The organism is Pseudomonas sp. Van50, assembly GCF_055390755.1.
Window position 1 is genome coordinate 3,348,553 of the sequence record NZ_AP024343.1, and the last position, 17,794, is coordinate 3,366,346.

A 17,794-nucleotide genomic window follows, 5' to 3' on the forward strand; every position below is an offset into this window, starting at 1 on the left:
ATTGCTCCCACAGTAGTTGTGCAGTGCCCTTGGGATAGGTGTCCATCACATATCCCTGAGCGCATCAGAAGTAATACGGGAATTTCAGGCTAAAGGTGAAGTCCGGCGCATCGTCGGTCAGCCCGATGGACAGGTTGGGCACGATGGTCAGGTTGTCGGACGCGGCGACGGTCATGCCGATGTTGAAGTAACCGGCGTTGGCGTCGCTGGAGGTCACCGACTCCCAGTCGCCACCGTCCTGTTTGAGCTTGCTTTTCTTTTGGATCAGGTCGGAGACCGAGAACGACATGCTCATCTTCTCGTTCAAGGCAAAGGCAATGCCCGCACCGAGCTGGAAGCTGTCGCCGATCCGCACTTTGCCCGGTACCTTCTGGTTGACTGTGGAACTGATGTCGTCGAACGATTCTTCGAAGTTATGGGTGTAGGACAGGGTACCGAACAGGACCGCCGGGTCGAAGGTCTTGACCAGCGAGAGCCCAGGCGTGATCGACCACACGCCATTGCCGGTGGGCAGGTCGTCAGGTACGAACAGGTTGGTGTTGGCCTGGGATTGGCGCAGCTTGATGCCAAACGGGTCCTTGCCGGTGGGCGCCTTGACTCGCAGGGTGACCACCGCGTCTGGAGAGTTGATCGACTCATCCATGAACTTGTAGGCGATGCCGAAGTTGACGTCGCCGATGGTCGGGTCGCGGGTCACGGTTTCTTCGCTGGTGACCCCGGCCGCGCCGTTGTTCGCGCCGCCTGACTGATACGTGGATTCGCGGTAGACCACCGGCACATTGAGGTCGAACTGCCAGCGATTATCGAAGTTATAGCGACCGGTGAGGTCCAGCGTCCAGGTGTCGGCCTTGATCCGGTCGAGGTTGATGTTGCCCAGGAAAATCGAATCCAGGGCCAGGAAGCCGTTGAGGATCAGTTGCCGCGTGTCGTAGCGCGAATAGGTCACGCCGGTCTCGAAACTGAACTTGCCGCCGCCGAAGAAGCCGCTGGCCTCGTCATAGAGATTGGAGACACTCTGGGCCGGCTGGGAGTCATCGGCCAGGGATTGCCCGTAGCCGCTGCCGCCGGCCGTTGTCGCGCCACCGCCGGCCACGGTCTGGTTGCCTTTCATGTCGGCCGGGGATTTGGCCAGGCGCTTGGGCTGCGGCGCGGAGGGTTGGTCCTCTACCTGGCGGACCCGCTGTTCGAGCACCGCCAGGGCTTTCTGCTGGACCTCGTATCGCTGCTTGAGCTCAAGAAGTTCCTGTTTCAGGGCCTCGATGTCGGCGTCCGGGGCCGCCTGCAACACGGCTGCCGGGAACAACGTGCTTAAACAGATCACAGCGCGCAACGATACGGATCGATACATGAAATATGTCGTCCCTATTTGCCCAATGGTCGGAAAACAGCGTAGTTCAATAACCGAGGTTACGGAGGCCGCGCAGTTGGGTCAGGTTGCAGTCCAATGCCCCGGCACTGGGGCCGTTGTTGTTCAGCACCACGTTGAGCTGCGTCATGTTGTTGACCAGGTTGCTATTGCCCAGCAGGCGAGTGTTCTGCAGCAAGCCGCCCTGGGCCACCTGTTGCAGGGTGCCGCCCTGGTTGTGGCTGGCCTGGATCGCCATTTGCACGCCGTTGCCGGTGGCGGTGACCGCGACGCTGCCGGCGGCGTTGCTGCCGCTGATGGTCTGGCCCTTGGTCAGCAGTTGGCCCTGGGAAGGCACGAGCGCCGGCGCCTGGTTGCTCTCTTTCACATTGATGTTGACGTTGTTGTAGGCCGTGTTGCCGTCTCCGGCGGCACGCACGCTCTGGGTCACGCCCTGGCTCGTGCCAAGGCCGGCGCCACCGGTAATGTTGCCGCTGCCCTGTTCCGGGACGCTGCCATTGCCGGTCTGCTTGATGGTGGAGACATAGAACTCGGGTTTGACGGTGGCGGCCTGGATCTGCATGGTGCTGGTAGCGCCGATCAAGTCGCCGCTGGCGTTGCGCCAGGTACTGCTCATGACGATGCCGAAGCTGATGACGCGGCCGGGCATGACATAACGACCGCGCAGCTCGGCAAGCTCCTGGTCCTTGACTTCGATGGGTTTGAAGCCGGCATGGGCATAGCCCGAGGCAGTCGCGAGCAGGCAGGCCAGCGACAGCCAGTGTGACGTTTTCATGTGCTGCTCCCGGAGCGTCCTGCTCCTTTTTGTACTTATTGTTGGCAGTGGTCGGCGATTAGAAAAAGTCGCTCTGTATGAAGCCGAAGTCCATCAGTTCCGCATCCCTGACCGGGTTGAAACCGTCCAGCTTGTTACGGGCTGTCAGGGGTTGAGGAGGGCTGCGTAGTGCATTGGTCTTGTCGTAGCCTGGGCCGACGATCGCAAAGACGATGCCGTTCCAGCCTTTGACGAACTCATCGTGGGTGTAACGCTTGTGCCCCAGCACCGGGTCGCCGATGTAGACCCATTGCTTGTCGGCCCGCTGCAACACCACGAAGTGCTTGTAGCCGCGTATTTCCATCAGGACTACCACCGGAATCGTCACCGCTTCGAGTTTCTCTGGCGGTATGCGGTAGCCTCGGGCACGCATGCCGATGGTCTCCACGTAGCGCTTCATGTCCAGCATGGAAAACCCCTGGGTGCGAACCAGGTTCTGGTCGGCATTGACCAGCATGCCTTTGATGACGTGCTCTTCATCGACGTCAAGCCAATAGGCCTGGCGCAGCACCGTGGCCAGCGCGGCGGCGCCGCAACTGAAGTCGGTTTTCTGCTCGACGATGTCGCTGAATTTACGCTCGCGTACGCTTTGCACCGGTTTGTAGACCAGCATGCCGCCAGGCAGGGCGGCGACCGGCATCTGCGCCGCTTCAGCCATACACGTCAGGCAGAGCAGCAGGGAAACGGCAGTGACACGCATGATCAATACGCCTAGTGGACGTCCAGGAAAAAGCCCCCTGTGGGAGCGAGCCTGTGGGAGCAAAGCTTGCTTGCGATAGCGGTTTTAAAGCCAGCAGAGGGGCCGTACGTGACGACCTCGATCGCGAGCAAGCTGTGCTCCCACAGAGCTACTACCCCCACAGTGGTACTTTTTTACATGCAAGCCTTGCAGCCGGCTGCGATGGACAGCGAGTTGCTTTGCTGGTTGCCCACGCCTGCCGACACGTTGGCGCCGCCGTTACCGGAGAAGCCGTTCATGGAGTTGGTCATGGTGGCGTTGTTGATCACAGGGTTTTTCCAACCGTCGCGGGTCAGCACCTGCTGGGTGTTGCTGCCGGCCAGTTCGAAAGTCCCCACGGCGGAGAACTTGAACTTGTCGTCATCATGACCGCCGCCGTAGCCGCCTTTGTTGCCCCAGCCGCCATGGTCGTTGTCTTCGGCGGTACCGGTACCTTTTGCCTTGAACGTGCCTGAGGCGCTGTAGGTGCTGGTGAGGGTGTCGGTCTTGTAGGTCCGCACGCCTTTGTTGTCGACCACAAGGCCGGTGGAGGACTGGTCAGCCGAGGCCGAGGCCTGGGCGACACGGCCCCCGGATACGGCAATGGCCAGGTTGTTTTTCTGCTGGTTGAAGTTCCCGGCGGTCACGTTGATACCGATGTTGCCGGAGCCGTTGTTGCCCGCATTGGTGAGCGAGGCGTTGTTTTGCGTGGAGTTGTTCTTGACGTAGTTGTTGTTATTGACCTGCGTGGCGCTGGAGGCGGCGACAGCCGAGCCGAAGATGAAGCTTTCGTCGGCGGTGGCCAGGGCGGCGGCGTTGTCCTGCTGGTTGCCGTCGCCACCGGCAATGTTGGCGCCCATGTTGCCGTTGCTGCCATTGAGCGAGTCAGTGGCTTCAGCGGTGTTGCGGGTGGCTTGGTTGGTCACGACGTTGCCGTCGCTGTTTTGCTCATCCAGCACGGTCGCGCCAGCCCCGGCGCTGATAGAGAGCAGTTGCTCGAGCGACGGACCTCTTGGGCCTTGATTGCCGTGGCCGTTACCGTGGCCGTTGCCACGCCCGTTACCATCGGCCTGTGCAGCCATTGCCATGACCGCGGCGAGAGCGAAAACCAATGGTTTGAGTGCCATTGTAGGTTTCATGGTGTTTCTCCTTGCGTGTCGTTGGTTAAGTGTCGGTACTTTCTTATGTAGCCCCCAGGTCAATCAGCGACCCGGATGCTCAGGGTGTTAGCCATTCGGTTCCCCACCCCGGCGCTCTGGTTCACCTGGATTACCCCTCGGCTGCCGGTGAAGGCCTGGTCGCTGGTAACGACCTGGCGACTGCCGGTTGGGGCGCCAGTTGCTCCTGAGTTCGGTAACAACGCCACGTTCTGTTGGGACAGGGCGCTGTCGTCCATGCTCTGCGGATGAGCACTGATGCCCACCCGCATGACATTGGCCATCTGGTTGTTGGCCCCGGCGGACTGGTTGACGCCCAGCACGCCGTTGCCGTTGCTGAAGGAATGGCCACCGATGCGGGCGGTGGCGTTCATGGAAGGGTTGGCCTGGGTGTCGATACGTTGCCGCACGTGGGTGCTTGCCTGGGCGTGGTCGCCAATGGCGATGGCCCGGGTGTTGGTTTGTTGGATCTGGTCGCCGGCCGCCTGGTTGACGTTGAAGTTGCCGGTGTAATGGCTGCCGGAATCCTGCAGGTTGGCGCTGCTGACCACCGCAACACCCGAATCGGCAAATACGGTGAAAGAGCTGAGCAGGGAAAGCATGATCAGGGCGAGTAGAAACAGCACGGGTTTCATGTCACTGACCTCCCGCCAGCCGACCCAGCGGGGCCAGGCCGGAACTCAACGAGCGGTTGATGGTGCCGGAGATCGCTCCACCACTACCGCCACCGTGACCGGCATTCATGCCCGGCATGCCGTTGGGGTTGGTGACCACGTTCAAACCCTGCACGCCGGTATTGGGGGTGACGATGTTGCGGATCGACGAGCCGCTGGCCACGCTGGCGAATTCGCCATCGCTCAGTTCGATGCTGGCGGTCGCTTGGTTGATTCGTTCGGAGGGGTTGGCATTGACGGTGGTCGGGTAGGGGTCTTTGCCGCCGTTGCGACCGATTGCGATGGGTTGTACGTCACGGCTGAGTACGATGACGCCGTTGCCCTCGGCCTGTACTGGCAGGCTGAGCGTTGCGCTGGCGGCGCAGCCGATCACGAGCAGACAGGTCAAACTTCTTTCGAAAGTCCCCACGGCATCGATTCCTTCTTCGGTGGGCTGGCCCTGGTCCAGCGTTGCGAAGTGAGGAAGAGCAGGTGTTGTGCCGTGTTTTGAAATATCTGCCAATTCAATGGGTTGGATTAAGGCAGGGAGCCCCGGGAAGGGATACTGTTTCAGCGTTGAGACAGGCGCCTGGCGGCCAAATGGCCATCAGCCGTTCCAGGGCTCTGGATCCAGGCTTTCAGGCGAGTGTTTCAGCAGCTTGACAGTCTTGATGACAAGGACATGAAACGGGGTTGAATCAGGGTTTGGTACGCGTGCGCTGTTTCAGAAGTGAAACAAATCCAGCGGTGCTCAGGCTTCAAGCAGTCGGGTAACGGCTGCAAACACTTGCTGGCGGCGTTGCACCCAGTTGCCCTGAATGACCTGGAAAGGTTGCCGATGTCGCCTCAGCCAAGTCTCGATCGCCTGGAAAAACGCCAGCCGTTCCGTCAACTCGGGCTGGCAACGCAAACCGTCGCCCGTCCATTCGACCTGCTCAGGGCTCAACAACAGGTGCAGGTCGTAATGACGGGCCAGCAGCGCCGGTTCGAGCCACTCCGGGCAATCGCCGAACAGGGTCTGGCTCCAGAGGATGTTACTCAACAGGTGAGTGTCGAGGATCAGCAGCGCCGGCCGATGGGCACGCGCCTGGTCTTCCCAGGCCAGTTGGCCGGAGGCGATGTCGGTGATGTCGGCCAGGCAGGTATCGCGTTGGGTCTGCTCCATGAAATGGCGCACGTACTCATCCACCCGCACGCCACCGAAGTGTTCCTGCAATTGCGCCGCCAGCCAGCTTTTGCCGCTGGATTCCGGGCCGGTCAGGACCACCACCTTCATGCGCGCAGGGCCGGGTCGGCGCGCCATTCGCGCCAGCCTTGCACGGCCAGCAGGGTGAACAGGGCATAGAGTGCGGCGGTCAGGTGCAAGCCCTTGTAGATGAACAAGCCAACGAAAATCACGTCCAGGGCGATCCACAGCGGCCAGCATTGCACGCGTTTTTGCGCCATCCACCACTGGGCCACGAGGCTGAACCCCGTGAGCGCGGCGTCGAGCCAGGGCTGGGCGGCGTCCGTCCAGTGGGCCATGGCGGCCCCCAACAGCAAGCTGCCCGCCGCGCCGATGGCCAGGCCGAGCAACACCGATGGCCCACCGAGGCGGCTGACCTGGCGCCCATCATGATTGCGCCCGGCACGGGTCCATTGCCACCAGCCGTAGAGTTGCAGCACCGCGTAGACAACCTGCAGCAGCATGTCCGAGTACAACTTCACCTCGAAAAAAATCCAGCTGTACAGCAGCACCATGACCAGGCCGATGGGCCAGCACCAGGGGTTCTGCTTGACGGTCAACCAGACGGCGATCACGCCGAGGGCTGCGGCAAACAGTTCAAGCCCGGACATGGCGATTCCTTGGGAAAGAGGAGAGGGCGGCGATTGTAAACGCTATGGCGTGGAGAGCTCCAATACCAATGTCGGATGGGCTGCCGCTATCGCGAGCAAGCTCGCTCCCACAAGGGATTTGTGGTTGACACCCAACCAGAGACCCATGCCAAACCAATGTGGGAGCTGTGAATACCAAGCTTGGAACCAACACCAAACCAATGTGGGAGCGAGCTTGCTCGCGATAGCGGTGGGTCAGCTTGCATCAATGCTGAATGTGCGACCGCTATCGCGAGCAAGCCCGCTCCCACACAGGGATCATCCACCGATCGTTAGACCCGGAATTGCTTGAGCAACCCGTTCAACTGTTCACTCAGTGCCTTGAGGCGGCTGCTTGCCTGGCTGGATTGTTCGGCGGCCATGGCGGTGCTGTGGGACAGTCCGGCGGCCTGGGTGACGTTTTGGTTGATGTCTTCCACCACATGGGCCTGTTGCAGGGTGGCGCTGGCAATGGAGGCGTTCAGGCTGTTGAGGTTGCGCAGGGCCTGGCCGATGGCGTTGAGGCTGGCACCGGCGAGGCCGGCCTGTTCGATGGTCAGTTGCGAGGCACGGCTGCTGTCGCCGATGACTTTCACGGCGGCTTCGGAATGGGTTTGCAGGCGCTCGATCATCGCCTGGATCTCGGCGGTGGATTTCTGTGTACGCTGGGCCAGCAACCGCACTTCATCGGCGACCACCGCAAAGCCTCGGCCTTGCTCGCCGGCGCGGGCGGCCTCGATCGCGGCGTTGAGGGCCAACAGGTTGGTTTGTTCGGCGATGGAGCGAATCACCTCCAGCACACTGCCGATCTGGGTGCTTTCACTGGCCAGGGTGCGAATCACTTCCACGGCTTGATCGATGGTCTGGGACAGGCGGTCGATCTGCTGCAAGCTGCCATCGATGTTGACCTGGCCTTGCTGGGCCTGGGATTCGGCGTCGCGCATCTCACTGGCCGCGTGCTCGGCATTCTTGGCCACATCCTGCACGCCATAGGTCACTTCGTTGATCGCGGTGGCCACCAGTTCCATTTGCTGCGACTGCTGTTGGCTGCGTTCCTGGGCTTGAGCCGCGTCGTTGCCCAATTCGCTGGAAGATTGCCCCAGTGCACTGGCCGACTCCTGCAACTGGCTCACCACCTGGCGCAATTTGGCGGTAAAGGCGTTGAAGTGCCGGGCCAGTTGGGTGACTTCGTCCTGGCCGTGGGTGTCGAGGGTGCGGGTCAGGTCGCTCTCGCCGCTGGCGATATTGGCCATGGCGTTGACGGTCTCTTGAAGCGGGCGGACGATGCTGCGTACGATCAGGGTCAGCAGCAGGCCCATGACCAGGGTGATCGCCAACCCAATCAACGAAGCCTTGATCAACTGGGACCGGAATTCTGTCTGGACGTCGTCCACGTACACACCGGAACCGATGATCCAGCCCCACGGTTCGAACAGTTTGACGTAGGAGGTCTTGCCGACTGGCGCTTCGGCGCCCGGCTTGGGCCAGAGATAGTCGATGATCCCTGCACCCTTGGCCTTGGCGATGGCGACCATTTCGTTGAACAGCGCAAAACCGTTCGGGTCGCGGATCGCCGAGAGATTCTGGCCTTCGAGTTTCGGGTTGGTCGGGTGCATGACCATGACCGGCGTCAGATCGTTGATCCAGAAATAGTCGCTCTGGTCATAGCGCAGGCCTCGTACCGCGCTGAGGGCTTGCTTCTGCGCCGCCTCGCGGGTCAGGGTCCCAGCGGTTTCCAGGCCATGGTAGTAGCTCAGTACACCACTGGCGGTCTGCACCACATGCTGGGTCTTCTGCACCTTGGCCTGATACAGGTCCGTGTGGATCTGCTTGAGCATGAAGGCGCCGAGCGTGAACAACATCACGATGGCCACGATCAGGATGAGCCACAAGCGTCGGCTGATCGACACACTGCGCAAGCTATTCATACGCTGTCACTCCGGGTTCTTATTCTTGTCATTAACGACGGCCGGCACTTTAGCGCCCGGCGGCTATCCATGATTGATCTGGGTCATAACGCGGCAGCGTTATCAGGGCTTGTCTGATAGGATTTCGGCCCCGCAGCGCAAAACCTGAGCCTGTTCTGATTTTTCATTGGTTTTTTTTGAAAGGTCGCGGTTATCGTGCAGCCGCTGCGTGTACCTGCATGACACTTGAATATTGATAAGACCTGCATGAACAGCGTCTTTTTTGGGGGATGAATGGATTTGTGGACCGCCTTTTCGGCACTGATTCTTGGCGTAGTGGAAGGTTTGACGGAATTTCTGCCGATTTCCAGCACGGGACACCAGATCATTGTCGCCGACTTGCTCGAGTTCGGTGGCGAACGAGCGATGGCATTCAACATCATCATCCAGCTTGGCGCGATCCTCGCGGTGGTCTGGGAGTTTCGGCGCAAGATCTTCGACGTGGTGCTGGGCCTGCCGACGCAACCCGGCGCCCGCCGGTTTACCGCCAACCTGCTGATCGCCTTCCTGCCTGCCGTAGTCCTGGGCGTGCTGTTTGCAGACTGGATTCACCACTATCTGTTCAACCCGATCACCGTAGCCGCCGCGCTGGTGGTGGGTGGTGTGGTGATGCTCTGGGCCGAGAAGCGCCAGCACCAGGTGCATGCCGAAACGGTGGACGAGATCTCCTGGAAGGATGCGTTGAAGGTCGGCCTGGCCCAGTGCATTGCGATGATCCCGGGCACCTCCCGTTCCGGCGCGACCATCATTGGTGGCTTGCTGTTTGGCCTGTCGCGTAAAACCGCTACCGAGTTCTCGTTCTTCCTGGCGATGCCCACCATGGTCGGCGCAGCCGTCTACTCGGGCTACAAGTACCGCGAACTGTTCGTCCCGGCGGATTTCCCGGTGTTCGCCATTGGTTTTGTCACGGCGTTCATTTTCGCCATGATCGCGGTCAAGGGCCTGCTGCGGTTCATCGCCAGCCACAGCTACGCCGTGTTCGCCTGGTATCGCATCGCCTTTGGCCTGTTGATCCTGGCCACCTGGCAGTTCGGCTGGGTGGATTGGACCGCCGCCAAGCCATGAACGATTCAGGCGCCCGTAAACGCGCAGGGGGCAATGCCGGCGGCGCTGTGCAGCACCTGCGGCTCAAGCTGATGGTCTTTGCGCTGCTCTGCGCCTTGCCGCTGTTCGGCTCGCTGCTGTTCGGGCTGCGGGCGGTGTCGTGGGTGCCGATGGCAGCCTACGGTGTCGTCAGTGTGGTGGCGTTCCTGCTGTACTGGAGCGACAAGCGCAAGGCGCGCGCCGAGGCCTGGCGCACCCCGGAGAACGTGCTGCATGCACTGGAGCTGGCCGGCGGTTGGCCTGGAGCCTTGCTGGCCCAGCAGCTGTTTCGCCACAAGACCCGCAAAGTCTCGTTCCAGGTGGTGTTCTGGTTCATCGTACTGTTGCACCAGGTGTTCTGGATCGACCAGTTGTTCCTGGGTGGTTATCTGTTGGCGTTGTCCTAGACAACCAGCTTGACTTCAAACCTGTGGGAGCGAGCTTGCTCGCGATGGCGGCGGGTCAGTCGCGCCGCCACTACAGCAACAACCCGACCTGGGTACGCTTCGGTAACTTGCCGACCACCAATTGGTGCGAGCGTTGCAGCAGGCCACGCAGTTCTTCGGCCCCCAGCGGGTAGGGTAGCTGCATGATGACCCACTGGGCCCGTGCCAGGTAAGGCGCGGGGTGAATGCCTGGCCGGTCGCAGTGACCCAGGAACAGATCCTTGTCGACCTTGAACGCCAACGAGTCGCCCCGCAGGCCCTGGAGGGCGAACATCTTGTTCCCGGCGATGGAAAACACCCGCACGCCGCCCCATTTGTAGTCTTCCCTGGCACCGGGCAAACCCAGGCAAAACTGCGCGACATCCTCTTCGCTCAACCTCATAGTGTTCTATCTCCACAGCCCTCGAAGGCTTCCACCAAATGATCGATCCAGGCGCGGACCGCTGGCAACATGCCGCGCCGATGCGGGTAGACCGCCTGTAGCCAGCCGTCGGGCAACGACCATCCCGGCAGCAGTTCCACCAGTGTGCCGTCCCGCAATTCCTGCTCGCAATACATGCTCGGCAATAAAGTGAAGCCCAGGCCGGCGAGGGTGCAGGCTCGACGCACAATGAAGTCATCGATGCCCAGACGAGCCTCCAGGCTCAGTTCCACACGCTGTCCATCGCTCTTGACCAGACGCAGATGCACCAGGCGATCGGCTTCCAACGCCCCCAGCACCGGCAACGCCTCCAGATCGTTCGGGGTCTCGATCCGCCGTCCTTCGACGAAGGCCGGGCTGGCCACCAGCATCAGTCGTGCCCGGCGCAAACGCCGGGTCATCAACAGCGGGTCTTCGTCCCCCAGGTCACGCACGCGCAACGCCACGTCGATGCCTTCGCCGATCAGGTCAACCCGGCGGTTGAGCAGGGTCATGTCCAGTTGCACCAAGGGGTACTTCACCAGGAAGGTTTCGATTACCACCGGCAGGAACTGGTGAGCCAGGCCCACGGGGCTGGACACCCGCAATCGGCCGCGGGGCTCGCTGGACATGCTCGCCACCGCTTCGTCGGCCATCTCAGCCTCCAGCAACATGGCCTGGCAATGGCGCAAATAACGTTCGCCAACCGCCGTCAATTTCAACTGGCGGGTGGTGCGCTGGAGCAACCGGGCGCCGAGGCGTTCTTCCAGCTCGGCGATACGCCGCGACAGTCGCGATTTGGGAATGCCCAGCAAGCGCCCGGCCGCCGCGAAGCCACCGGCTTCGACGACTTTGGCGAAGTAGTACAAGTCATTGAGGTCTTGCATGGCGAGTCCGATTGTCCTGTCAGTGGGACAAACTATCGCATTTATGCTGACTTATCGATCATTGGCTTCATCGATAGGATGGTCGCCAATTGATCGCCTGGTTGCGGTCCTCATTTGGAGAGCATTGATATGAAACTGCTGCACATCGATTCGAGCATCCTCGGCGACAACTCCGCTTCCCGCCAATTGAGCCGTGAAGTGGTTGAAGCCTGGAAAGCTGCCGAGCCAGGCATCACCGTCACCTACCGTGACCTGGCCGCCGATGCCATCAGCCATTTTTCCGCCCAGACCCTGGTCGCTGCCGGTACCAGCGCCGAATTGCGCGACGCTGCGCTCAAGTACGAAGCCGACCTTAGCAGCGAGACAATGGCAGAGTTCCAGGCGGCGGATGCGCTGGTCATCGCCGCGCCGATGTACAACTTCAGCATTCCGACCCAACTCAAGGCCTGGATCGACCGTATTGCCGTGGCCGGCCAGACGTTCCGCTACACCGAAGCGGGCTTCGAAGGCCTGTGCGGTGGCAAGAAGCTGGTGATCGTTTCCACCGCCGGTGGTGTGCACACCGGGCAGCCGAGTGGTGCAGGCCATGAGGATTACCTGAAAGTGATGTTCGGTTTTCTGGGCATCACCGACATCGAATTCGTCCGTGCGGAAGGGCTGGCCAAGGGCGATGACATGCGCAATAAGGGCATGAACGAAGCCCAGGCGCAGATCGGCGAACAGTTCGCCGCTGCGTAAAACCTGCGTAAAGGCAGCAAGCGCTTCGGGCAACCTTCGCAAAACCCTGTATTCTCGTCGTCATTGGATGGCCGGGATGCAGGGTTTTGCTGCATTCGGCGCCGGGGATTCTGGCGCAGGTTATGCACGGCCAAGTGTGCGAGCGACGGGGCCTTCCCGGGCGCTGGTGAAGGTGGAAGATTCGATGACACGTTTTGGTGCAGCGCTGCTGCTTTGCTGGTTAGCCAGTCTCGGTTCCGTGCAGGCCGCTCCAGGGCCGCATCCGCATTGGAGCGCGGGTTTCCATGAGCTGAGTTTTCTCGATCCGCTGGATCAGCAGCCGATGCACGCCATCGCCTTCTATCCGTCCACCGACCGGGAACAATCCAGCCTGCTGGGTGGCTACCAGATCGATGCCGCGCCGGACGCCCAGATCGCCATCGGCCGCTTCCCGCTATTGATGTTGTCCCATGGCAACACTGGCACGCCGTTGGCCCTGCATGACCTGGCCACCTCGCTGGCGCGCAAGGGGTTTGTCGTGGTGGCGGTGATTCATCCCGGCGACAACGCCCAGGATCACAGCCGGCTTGGTACCCTGAGCAACCTGTACGGGCGGCCGATCCAGATTTCCGAAGCCATCACCGCAACGCTCAATGATCCGATGCTGTCGCCGTTCGTCAACGCCGGGCAGGTCGGGGTGATCGGCTATTCGGCCGGTGGCGAAACCGCGCTGATCCTGTCCGGTGCGACGCCGGACCTCAATCGTCTGCGCCGCTACTGCGCGGAGCGGCCGGACGACCATGACGCCTGTAACACCCAGGGTGAACTGATCGCCGACCGCGATGACCTGCAACCCGTGGCCGACCCCAGGGTCCGGGCGCTGCTGTTGATGGCGCCGTTGAGCCTGAAATTCGGTCGTCATACGTTGGCCGATGTCCATGTGCCGGTGCTGCTGTACAGCGGCGATGGCGACAAATTGGTGGCTTTCGACAAGAATGCCGCCGCCTTGGCCCGTAAGCTGCCCACCGCACCGGATTTCAAGACCTTGGCCGGCGCGGGCCACTTTGTTTTCCTGGCGCCGTGCACCGACGAGCAGATCGCCGCGATGCCCGCGCTCTGCACGGATGCCGACGGTGTCGATCGCAAGGACATCCACCGCACCATGATTTCCGAGGCCGGCCGCTTCTTCGGCGAGGCCTTGGGCAAGCCGACCCGGGCAGGGCTGAAGACGGCCGATCAATAAAGGGCGTTTGTCGCTCGACGACGCAGCAGCAGGGTCAGGCCCAGGCCGGTGACCGACAGCAAGGCGGCACAGAAGAAAATCGACGAATAGCCCAGGTTCAATGCCACCGCGCCCATCAACGGGCCGGCAATCGCCAGTGCCAGGTCAAAGAACACCGCGTAGGCGCTCAGGCCCGCGCCACGGCTGGTGTTGGGCACTTGCTTGATAGCCTCCACCCCGAGCGCGGGATACACCAGCGACAACCCGAAGCCGGCCAGCCCGGCACCGACCAGGGCGAACGGGGTGGACGGCGCCAGCCACAGCAATGCCAGCCCGAGGGTTTCGATGCTCATGCAGGCAATGGCCGAGTTGAAGCCACCGAAGCGGGCAATGCTTGAAATGAACAGTAACCGCGCGAGAATGAAGCAGATGCCAAATACCGTCAGGCACCACGCCGCGCCGGTCCAGCCGCGGCTGATGTAAAACAGTGTGATGAACGTGGTGAGCGTGCCGTAGCCGATCGACGCCAGGCTCAGGCCCGCTCCGTACGGCGCAATGCGCGCAAACACCGCCCAGAAAGGCAAGCGCTCGCCGCGAATGACCGGCACCGACGGCTTGTTGCGAATCATCAACAGCGCGGCGCCTGCCAGCAACGACAACGCAATACCCAGGCTGGCGAAACCCAGCTCACCGACCATCACCACCCCCAACGGCGCGCCAATAGCGATGGCCCCGTACGAAGCGATACCGTTCCAGGAAATCGAGCGGGCAGTGTGCTCCACTCCCACCTGGCCCATGCACCAACTGATGGTGCCCACGCCAATCAGCCCCTGTGCCACGCCGAGCAGCAAGCGACCGGCGATCAGAATCAACAGGCTGGGTAGCGCAAAGCTTTGCAGCAAGGTCGAGATCAGCGTTAGCACGCCGCTGAGCACAATCCCCGACAACCCATAGACAATCGCCCGCTTGGTGCCGACGCTGTCCGACAACCGCCCGGCCATGGGGCGGCTGAGCAGGGTCGCCAGATACTGTGAACCGATGGTCAGGCCGGCCACCACCGCGCTGAAGCCCAATTGTTCATGGACATACCCGGGCAGCACGGCAATCGGCAGACCGATGCAGAGGAAAGCGATGAAGGTGTAGAACACGATGGAGACGATCTGCAGGGTGATCGACAGGGAACTGGGGGCAGAGGAGGGCGTGGGCATGGGGCTCGTTCGCGGGCAGCGGTAAGAGAGCCTCATCATGGCGCGAGGTGGGAATAAAAGAAAGCAGGCTAACTAAATGTGTTGGGGAGACTGGGTGTTCAGGCGGGATTGATGGGGTATGTGCTGCCGCCATCGCGAGCAAGCTCGCTCCCACAAAGAGGTGGGCCCGAACAAAAATGGAGGAGCGCCACAGACCCAATGTGGGAGCGAGCTTGCTCGCGATGGCGGCGGGTCAGGTAATACGGTGCGACTGTCAGGGCCTCATCGCGAGCAAGCTCGCTCCCACAGGTTTTTACCCCGCTGAAATACAAAAAAGCCCTGTCACAGTGGACAGGGCTTTTCACTTGCCGCTTGAAGCTTACAACTCGGAGCGGGGCTTAGAACACCACACCCTGGCTGCGCAGGTAGTCGTCATAGGTGCCGCTGAAGTCGACCACGCCGTCGGCGCTCAGTTCGATGATGCGGGTAGCCAGGGACGATACGAACTCTCGGTCATGGCTGACGAAGATCAAGGTGCCCGGGTAGTTTTCCAGCGCCAGGTTCAGCGCTTCGATGGATTCCATGTCCAAGTGGTTGGTCGGTTCGTCCATCACCAGTACGTTTGGCTTCTGCAGGATCAGCTTGCCGAACAGCATGCGGCCCTGTTCACCACCGGAAATGACCTTGACCGACTTGAGGATCTCGTCGTTGGAGAACAGCATGCGCCCCAATGTGCCACGCACCAATTGTTCGCCGCCCTGGGTCCATTGGCCCATCCAGTCGAACAGGTTGACGTCGTCTTCGAAGTCATGGGCATGGTCCTGGGCGTAGTAGCCCAGTTCCGCGGCGTCGGTCCACTTCACGGTACCGGCATCCGGTTCCAATTCATTGACCAGGGTGCGCAGCAAGGTGGTCTTGCCGATACCGTTCGGGCCAATGATCGCCACGCGCTCGCCGGCTTCGACGGTGAAGCTGAAGTCCTTGAACAGCGGCTTGCCGTCGAAGCCCTTGGCCATGCGTTCGACAATGACCGCCTGGCGGTGCAGTTTCTTGGTCTGCTCGAAACGGATGAACGGGCTGACGCGGCTCGATGGCTTGACCTCGGCCAGCTGGATCTTGTCGATCTGCTTGGCACGGGAGGTGGCCTGCTTGGCTTTCGAGGCGTTGGCCGAGAAACGGCTGACGAACGACTGCAGTTCGGAAATCTGCGCTTTCTTCTTGGCGTTGTCCGACAGCAGTTGCTCGCGGGACTGGGTCGCCACGGTCATGTACTCGTCATAGTTGCCCGGGAACAGGCGCAGCTCGCCGTAGTCCAGGTCCGCCATGTGGGTGCAGACGCTGTTCAGGAAGTGACGGTCGTGAGAGATGATGATCATCAGGCTCGAACGCTGGGTCAGCACGTTTTCCAGCCAGCGGATGGTGTTGATATCCAGGTGGTTGGTCGGCTCGTCGAGCAGCAGCACTTCCGGGTCGGAGAACAACGCCTGGGCCAGCAGCACACGCAGTTTCCAGCCTGGCGACACTTCGCTCATCGGGCCGAAATGCTGCTCGATGCCAATCCCCAGGCCCAACAGCAGTTCACCGGCGCGGGATTCGGCGGTGTAGCCGTCCATCTCGGCAAACTCGGTTTCCAGCTCGGCCACGGCCATGCCGTCTTCTTCGGTCATTTCCGGCAGCGAATAGATGCGGTCGCGCTCGGCCTTGACCTTCCACAGCTCTTCGTGACCCATGATCACGGTGTCGATCACGGTGAATTCTTCGTAGGCGAACTGATCCTGGCGAAGTTTACCCAGGCGCACGTTCGGTTCGAGCATGACCTGGCCGCCGGACGGCTCGAGGTCGCCGCCGAGGATTTTCATGAAGGTCGACTTGCCGCAACCGTTGGCACCGATCAGGCCGTAGCGGTTACCCGCGCCGAACTTGACAGAGACGTTTTCGAACAGTGGCTTGGCGCCGAACTGCATCGTGATGTTAGCTGTAGAGATCAAAGGTTTATCCTGCGGAGCATTCAGAGTAGCTAAGGGTGCGGCAGTACCTGTTCAGTACCTGTTTGCGCACGTTCCGACCGCGCAAAGGCGTCGAGGTCGCAAGCGCAAGGGTCCATCCGGCATAAGAGGACAGCAGCATACGGAGCGCCTGGCCCGGGTAGACGTACGCCGAAGCCGCGGTTTGCGGTATCGGCCAAAGGGGGCGCGTGATAATTGGCGGCGATTGTACTGATCTGGCCGCATAAACGATAGGGGATTGCCCGGGCAAGACAGTTTTTCACAACTTTGGGATAACTTTTGCTTACAACCTGTGGCTAAAATGCCATCTCACCCGATGCCATCTCCTTTGCCGCTTGGCTGGCCTGGAGACGCAACCTGTTCACTCCTGCATGTGACGGACTTTCGTGAAACTCATCATTGTCGCGATCTACCTCCTCTCCATTGGTTACGTTCACCTGCGCGGACGCGTGCGGCATAAGATCGGGCGCCAGTTGAGCGATCATTCGTCTTTTCTGGCGCCGATCAATTGCCTGCTTTACCTGTGCTCGAAACTGCCGAACAAGCCTTTCCTGAGCCCGGCGCAATTCCCCGACCTGAGCCCGTTGCAGGCCCATTGGGAAGAGATCCGGGCCGAAGGCCAGAGCCTGCTGCGCGCCGGGGAGATCAAGCGTTCCAATCAGTATGACGACGTGGGCTTCAATTCATTCTTCAAGACCGGCTGGAAGCGTTTCTACCTCAAGTGGTACGGCGACAGCCATCCCTCGGCCATGAAGCTGTGCCCTCGCACCACGGAACTGGTGCAAAGCATCGGTTCGATCAAGGCAGCGATGTTTGCCGAGTTGCCGCCGGGGTCGAAGCTGGTCCGCCACCGCGACCCTTACGCCGGGTCCTATCGGTATCACCTGGGCCTGGAAACGCCCAACGATGCCGGCTGCTACATCAATGTCGATGGCGAGCCTTATCATTGGCGTGATGGCGAAGCGGTGATTTTCGACGAAACGTTCATCCATTACGCCGAGAACACCACCGCCCATAATCGCATCATCCTGTTCTGCGACGTGGAACGGCCGATGAGGTTTCGCTGGGCCACCGCCTTCAACCGCTGGTTCAGCCGTACCGTGATGGCGGCGGCCGGCGCGCCCAACGACGCGGGCGACAGGACGGGCGGCCTGAACCGGGCGTTCTCCAGGCTCTACAAGATCCGGTTGCAAGGCAAGGCCCTGAAGAAGCGCAATCGCACGTTGTATTACCTGCAGAAGTGGGCCTTCTTCGGTGGGCTGTTGGCGATTTTCATCTGGATCTAAGTGTGCGTCCCGGCGCGTAGGAGCTGGCGAA

18 protein-coding genes are annotated in these 17,794 nt (G+C 61.1%); 5 read left to right on the forward strand and 13 right to left on the reverse strand.

Going from position 1 to position 17,794, the window contains the following annotated elements; all coding sequences use genetic code 11:
- Positions 1 to 64 precede the first annotated feature (64 nt).
- The 9 genes from ACZ5M5_RS14220 to ACZ5M5_RS14260 all read right to left on the reverse strand — a co-directional run bounded on the left by ACZ5M5_RS14220 (position 65) and on the right by ACZ5M5_RS14260 (position 8,490).
- Complete coding sequence (locus tag ACZ5M5_RS14220) at positions 65 to 1,348, reverse strand: transporter (RefSeq protein ID WP_060742556.1); 1,284 nt, start codon at positions 1,346 to 1,348, stop codon at positions 65 to 67.
- A 46-nt stretch (positions 1,349 to 1,394) separates the two neighbouring features.
- Positions 1,395 to 2,141, reverse strand: a complete 747-nt coding sequence (locus ACZ5M5_RS14225) for a hypothetical protein (RefSeq protein WP_060742555.1) — start codon at positions 2,139 to 2,141, stop codon at positions 1,395 to 1,397.
- A 58-nt stretch (positions 2,142 to 2,199) separates the two neighbouring features.
- Positions 2,200 to 2,880 carry a C39 family peptidase gene (locus tag ACZ5M5_RS14230; protein WP_060742554.1) on the reverse strand — a complete coding sequence of 227 codons (681 nt, stop codon included), beginning with the start codon at positions 2,878 to 2,880 and terminating at the stop codon, positions 2,200 to 2,202.
- Between the two features lie 173 nt (positions 2,881 to 3,053).
- Positions 3,054 to 4,037, reverse strand: a complete 984-nt coding sequence (locus tag ACZ5M5_RS14235; RefSeq protein ID WP_060742553.1) for a hypothetical protein — start codon at positions 4,035 to 4,037, stop codon at positions 3,054 to 3,056.
- A gap of 59 nt (positions 4,038 to 4,096) precedes the next feature.
- Positions 4,097 to 4,690, reverse strand: a complete 594-nt coding sequence (locus ACZ5M5_RS14240; protein ID WP_464739263.1) for an adhesin — start codon at positions 4,688 to 4,690, stop codon at positions 4,097 to 4,099.
- Between the two features lies 1 nt (position 4,691).
- Entirely contained in the window at positions 4,692 to 5,138 is a 447-nt protein-coding gene (locus tag ACZ5M5_RS14245; RefSeq protein ID WP_464739264.1) for a hypothetical protein, read from the reverse strand.
- Between the two features lie 321 nt (positions 5,139 to 5,459).
- Positions 5,460 to 5,984 (reverse strand): AAA family ATPase, encoded by a 525-nt coding sequence (locus ACZ5M5_RS14250; RefSeq protein ID WP_464739376.1) that lies wholly within the window; start codon positions 5,982 to 5,984, stop codon positions 5,460 to 5,462.
- Positions 5,981 to 6,544: a nicotinamide riboside transporter PnuC gene (gene pnuC / locus ACZ5M5_RS14255; RefSeq protein ID WP_060742550.1), complete on the reverse strand. Its 564-nt coding sequence runs from the start codon at positions 6,542 to 6,544 to the stop codon at positions 5,981 to 5,983. Before pnuC ends, ACZ5M5_RS14250 begins: the two co-directional genes overlap by 4 nt.
- Before the next feature lie 311 nt (positions 6,545 to 6,855).
- Complete coding sequence (locus ACZ5M5_RS14260; RefSeq protein WP_060742549.1) at positions 6,856 to 8,490, reverse strand: methyl-accepting chemotaxis protein; 1,635 nt, start codon at positions 8,488 to 8,490, stop codon at positions 6,856 to 6,858.
- 273 nt (positions 8,491 to 8,763) lie between these two features.
- On the opposite strand from ACZ5M5_RS14260, the gene ACZ5M5_RS14265 reads away from it, so the two are divergent.
- Both ACZ5M5_RS14265 and ACZ5M5_RS14270 read left to right on the forward strand, forming a co-directional pair.
- The gene (locus ACZ5M5_RS14265; protein ID WP_060742548.1) at positions 8,764 to 9,594 is read left to right on the forward strand and encodes an undecaprenyl-diphosphate phosphatase; all 831 of its coding nucleotides are present in this window, start codon (positions 8,764 to 8,766) and stop codon (positions 9,592 to 9,594) included.
- Entirely contained in the window at positions 9,591 to 10,019 is a 429-nt protein-coding gene (locus tag ACZ5M5_RS14270) for a DUF1294 domain-containing protein (protein WP_060742547.1), read from the forward strand. The genes ACZ5M5_RS14265 and ACZ5M5_RS14270 overlap by 4 nt, the downstream gene beginning before the upstream one ends.
- Positions 10,020 to 10,089: 70 nt before the next feature.
- On the opposite strand, the gene ACZ5M5_RS14275 is transcribed toward ACZ5M5_RS14270, so the two are convergent.
- Positions 10,090 to 10,440 (reverse strand): MmcQ/YjbR family DNA-binding protein, encoded by a 351-nt coding sequence (locus ACZ5M5_RS14275; RefSeq protein ID WP_464739265.1) that lies wholly within the window; start codon positions 10,438 to 10,440, stop codon positions 10,090 to 10,092.
- A complete protein-coding gene (locus ACZ5M5_RS14280; RefSeq protein ID WP_092164794.1) occupies positions 10,437 to 11,345 on the reverse strand; it encodes a LysR substrate-binding domain-containing protein in 909 nt (302 codons plus the stop codon). The genes ACZ5M5_RS14275 and ACZ5M5_RS14280 overlap by 4 nt, the downstream gene beginning before the upstream one ends.
- 129 nt (positions 11,346 to 11,474) lie before the next feature.
- On the opposite strand from ACZ5M5_RS14280, the gene ACZ5M5_RS14285 reads away from it, so the two are divergent.
- Both ACZ5M5_RS14285 and ACZ5M5_RS14290 read left to right on the forward strand, forming a co-directional pair.
- The gene (locus ACZ5M5_RS14285; protein ID WP_060742544.1) at positions 11,475 to 12,083 is read left to right on the forward strand and encodes an FMN-dependent NADH-azoreductase; all 609 of its coding nucleotides are present in this window, start codon (positions 11,475 to 11,477) and stop codon (positions 12,081 to 12,083) included.
- A gap of 184 nt (positions 12,084 to 12,267) precedes the next feature.
- Complete coding sequence (locus ACZ5M5_RS14290) at positions 12,268 to 13,305, forward strand: alpha/beta hydrolase family protein (RefSeq protein WP_060742543.1); 1,038 nt, start codon at positions 12,268 to 12,270, stop codon at positions 13,303 to 13,305.
- On the opposite strand, the gene ACZ5M5_RS14295 is transcribed toward ACZ5M5_RS14290, so the two are convergent.
- Both ACZ5M5_RS14295 and ACZ5M5_RS14300 read right to left on the reverse strand, forming a co-directional pair.
- Complete coding sequence (locus tag ACZ5M5_RS14295; protein ID WP_060742542.1) at positions 13,299 to 14,492, reverse strand: MFS transporter; 1,194 nt, start codon at positions 14,490 to 14,492, stop codon at positions 13,299 to 13,301. The two genes, ACZ5M5_RS14290 and ACZ5M5_RS14295, sit on opposite strands and share 7 nt — an antisense overlap.
- A gap of 377 nt (positions 14,493 to 14,869) precedes the next feature.
- Positions 14,870 to 16,459 (reverse strand): ABC-F family ATPase, encoded by a 1,590-nt coding sequence (locus ACZ5M5_RS14300; protein WP_003181279.1) that lies wholly within the window; start codon positions 16,457 to 16,459, stop codon positions 14,870 to 14,872.
- A 404-nt stretch (positions 16,460 to 16,863) separates the two neighbouring features.
- On the opposite strand from ACZ5M5_RS14300, the gene lpxO reads away from it, so the two are divergent.
- On the forward strand, positions 16,864 to 17,763 hold the full coding sequence (gene lpxO, locus ACZ5M5_RS14305; protein ID WP_464739266.1) for a lipid A hydroxylase LpxO: 900 nt from the start codon (positions 16,864 to 16,866) through the stop codon (positions 17,761 to 17,763).
- Positions 17,764 to 17,794: the final 31 nt, after the last annotated feature.